The organism is Lactobacillus nasalidis (assembly GCF_016587775.1).
Classification (GTDB): Bacteria; Bacillota; Bacilli; order Lactobacillales; family Lactobacillaceae; genus Lactobacillus; species Lactobacillus nasalidis.
The window spans coordinates 1-3,143 of record NZ_BOCG01000061.1; the positions used below are offsets into that span (position 1 = coordinate 1).

The window sequence follows — 3,143 nt, forward strand, 5'->3', positions numbered from 1 at the left end:
TCAGTTGCCGGTGCCTTCTTGATTCCAAACACCGCGGCCAACGCGGCTTTGTACCACGCCGGGAAATTGTCAGTTGCCCAAGGCGCTCACGTTATCACCAACGAATTCTACAACAACTTCATCAACTTGACCGGTTCAGGCATTACGATCGGTTTGGTTATCTTCACGGTTTGGTTTGCCAAGTCACAACAGATGAAAGCAATCGGTAAAATCGAACTCGTGCCGTCAATCTTCAACATCAACGAACCGTTCCTGTTCGGTCTGCCTTTGGTCATGAACCCATTCTTGGCCGTACCATTCTTCTGCGTGCCGCTGGTAGTCAGCCTGTCAACTTATGGCTTGATCCGCTACGGCATCCTGCCGCCGCTTAACGGGGTGGCTGCACCTTGGACGACGCCGGCTGTTTTGTCCGGTTTCTTCATCGGCGGTTGGAAGATCGCGATCTGGCAGTTCTGCGTGCTGGTAATCTCAACTTTGATCTACTTCCCGTTTGCCAAGCGCTATGACCAAGTTTTGCTCAAGCGCGAACAGGAAAACGCGGCCGCTGAAGCAGCCGAAAATTAAAGCAACAACAGAATGAATGAAGAAATTTGAGGGGGAATCAATTTGACGGCGCGTAAAATGCCAAAAGGCTTTTTCTGGGGGAACTCCGTCTCGAGCATGCAGACGGAAGGGGCCTGGAATATTGACGGAAAAAGCCTGTCAGTATATGACCTGCGTCCGGCCACTGAGAAAACGGCAGACTGGCACGACGCAATCGATGAATACCACCGCTATGAAGAAGACCTGGACCTGCTCAAGGCCATGAATATGAACATGTACCGGATTCAGATCTCCTGGTCGCGGGTGATCAAAGACGGAGACGGCGAGATCAATCCCGCCGGCCTGGCCTACTATGACCGGCTGGTGGACGGGATGCGCCAGCGGGGAATTGAGCCGATGATCTGCTTGTATCACTTTGACATGCCGGCCAAGCTCGCCCGGGAAGAGAACGGGTTTATGTCCAGAAAGGTCGTTGACGACTTCGTCAGCTACGGGGAAAAGATGCTGGATCATTTTGCCGGCCGGGTCAAGTACTGGATCGTCTTTAACGAGCACAACCTGTATTTTACCGATGAGGCTTTCAACATCGCGGGTTATGACCACGGCGACCAGAGCATCGGCGACATGTACCAGATTTTTCACCATACCATGCTGGCTCATGCCCGCTTAAGCAAGTATGCTCATGGCAAATACCCGGACCTGAAGTTCGGGGGGATGATTGCCTACACGCCAGTTTATCCGGCAACGTCCAAGCCAGTCGACGTCTATCTGGCGCGCAAGTCGAATGAATTTCTGAATGAGAATTTGAACAAGCTCTACACGACTGGCAAATATTCCACTGAAGTCCTGGCCTGGATCAAAAATCACGGGATTCAAGCCGACTTTCAAGCAGGGGACGCCGATATCCTGGCCGGCATTCACACTGACTTTTTAGCTTTCAGCTATTACCGGTCGACCACGCTGAACGCGGACAAGGTTCCGGCAGGGGAAGCACCAAACCGCTACTTGAACTGGGGCTTTGAACACAACCGCTTTCTGGAAGAGAGCGATTTTGGCTGGGACATCGACCCGCTGGGCTTCCGCAACATTATCACGCACACCTACAACGCCTATGGCTTGCCGGTCTTTCCGATCGAAAACGGGATCGGCTGCCTGGAAAAGTGGGACGGAGAGCACGAGATCGCTGATGACCGCCGCATCGCCTACCACCGCAGCCATATTCAGGCCATGGAAGACGCGATTTTTGAAGATGGGGCCGAGGTTCTGGGCTACCTGGGCTGGGGCCTGATCGACATTCCCAGCTCCCATGCCGACATGGAAAAGCGTTACGGTGCCGTCTACGTCAACCGCGGCAACCCTGACCTGCGCGACATGAAACGGGTGCCGAAAAAATCCTTTTACTGGTTCAAGAAGGTCTTTGCCAGCAACGGCGAGGACTTGGCCTAAGACTAAAGGGCCGGTTCAGCCACAGACTTTTCCTACTGTAATAAAACTTCAAACAAAAACTTCTGAAAATCACATACTTTACTCCAAAAAAATACCCGCTGGGTGCTTTGCCACCCCCAGCGGGTATTTTTCGTCTTTTACTGCTTGTATCTTTTTGTTGTCTAGCCCAATTCCTGGTTGCGCTTCAAGGCCGCGTTGACGGCACTGATGGCCGCGTAGCGGAAACCGTTCTTTTCCAGTTCGACGACACCGGCGATGGTTGAGCCGCCTGGAGAGGTGACAGCATCCCGGAGCTGAGCCGGGTGCTGGCCGCTTTCCAGGACCATCTGGGCTGAACCTAAAACGGTCTGGGCTGCCATTTCAATGGCTTGAGCCCGGGAAAGGCCGTTTTGCACGCCCGCGTCCCCGAGGGCTTCGATAAACTGGTAAACGAAGGCCGGACCGCAGCCAGCCACGGCAGTAGCGGCGTCCATCAGCCCTTCGGAAATTTCAACCACCTTGCCTGAATGAGCCATCAAGGTCTGGAAGATTTCCTTGCCCCGCTGACTTTGGCTGCTGTAGCTGGTCATCCCTTGCCCGATGGCAACTGGCGTGTTAGGCATCATTCTGACCAGGTCATGGCCTGGCAGAAGCTCAGCCAAAGTGGCCAGGTCTACCCCGGTGGCCATGGAGATCCAGACGCTGTCGTTTTCGGCTGAAGCGCCAAGCTCTTTGATGCTGTCAGCAACTTGGTATGGCTTCACGCCCAGGAAGACCACGTCGCTTTGAGCGGCAATGGCCGCGTTGTCCAGCAGCTCGCCGCCGATTTCTTCCTGCAGCTTGCCGGCCTTGGCCGGATTGTGGCTGCTCAAAAGCAGGCTGACGCCGTCACACTTGGCAACTGCTCTGGCAATTGCTGAGCCCATGTTGCCCAAACCGATAAATCCAACTTTCATATTGTGCTCCTTGCTATTCTCTGATCTGCCCCTGCCCGTGAATGATGTACTTGTAGCTGTTGAGCTCATTTAAGCCCATTGGCCCGCGGGCATGCATTTTTTGCGTTGAGATGCCGATCTCGCAGCCCAGGCCGAATTCACCGCCGTCAGTGAAGCGGGTTGAGGCGTTGACGTAAACGGCAGCTGAGTCGACTGCTTGGGTGAAGCGGTCGGCGGCAG

Annotated in this window: 3 protein-coding genes and 1 pseudogene; 2 read left to right on the forward strand and 2 right to left on the reverse strand. The window is 54.3% G+C overall.

Annotation, left to right across the window (positions count from 1 at the left end):
• Nucleotides 1–564 (forward strand): PTS transporter subunit EIIC (locus tag lacNas_RS00600; RefSeq protein ID WP_201336206.1); only part of this gene is annotated, 564 nt, incomplete at its 5' end.
• Between the two features lie 57 nt (nucleotides 565–621).
• Nucleotides 622–1,989, forward strand: a complete 1,368-nt coding sequence (locus lacNas_RS00605; RefSeq protein WP_201330373.1) for a glycoside hydrolase family 1 protein — start codon at nucleotides 622–624, stop codon at nucleotides 1,987–1,989.
• A gap of 161 nt (nucleotides 1,990–2,150) precedes the next feature.
• Here lacNas_RS00605 and proC read toward each other — a convergent pair whose 3' ends face one another.
• Together proC and lacNas_RS00615 are read right to left on the reverse strand one after the other, a co-directional pair.
• Complete coding sequence (proC, locus tag lacNas_RS00610) at nucleotides 2,151–2,924, reverse strand: pyrroline-5-carboxylate reductase (protein ID WP_201330371.1); 774 nt, start codon at nucleotides 2,922–2,924, stop codon at nucleotides 2,151–2,153.
• A 13-nt stretch (nucleotides 2,925–2,937) separates the two neighbouring features.
• Nucleotides 2,938–3,143, reverse strand: a pseudogene (locus tag lacNas_RS00615) (glutamate-5-semialdehyde dehydrogenase); the annotation flags it as partial.

What these genes read in the sequence shown, in the direction of transcription:
- lacNas_RS00605 (WP_201330373.1), top strand. Translation starts at nt 622, where the DNA reads ATGCCAAAAGGCTTTTTCTGGGGGAACTCCGTCTCGAGCATGCAGACG.
- proC (WP_201330371.1), bottom strand. Translation starts at nt 2,924, where the DNA reads ATGAAAGTTGGATTTATCGGTTTGGGCAACATGGGCTCAGCAATTGCC.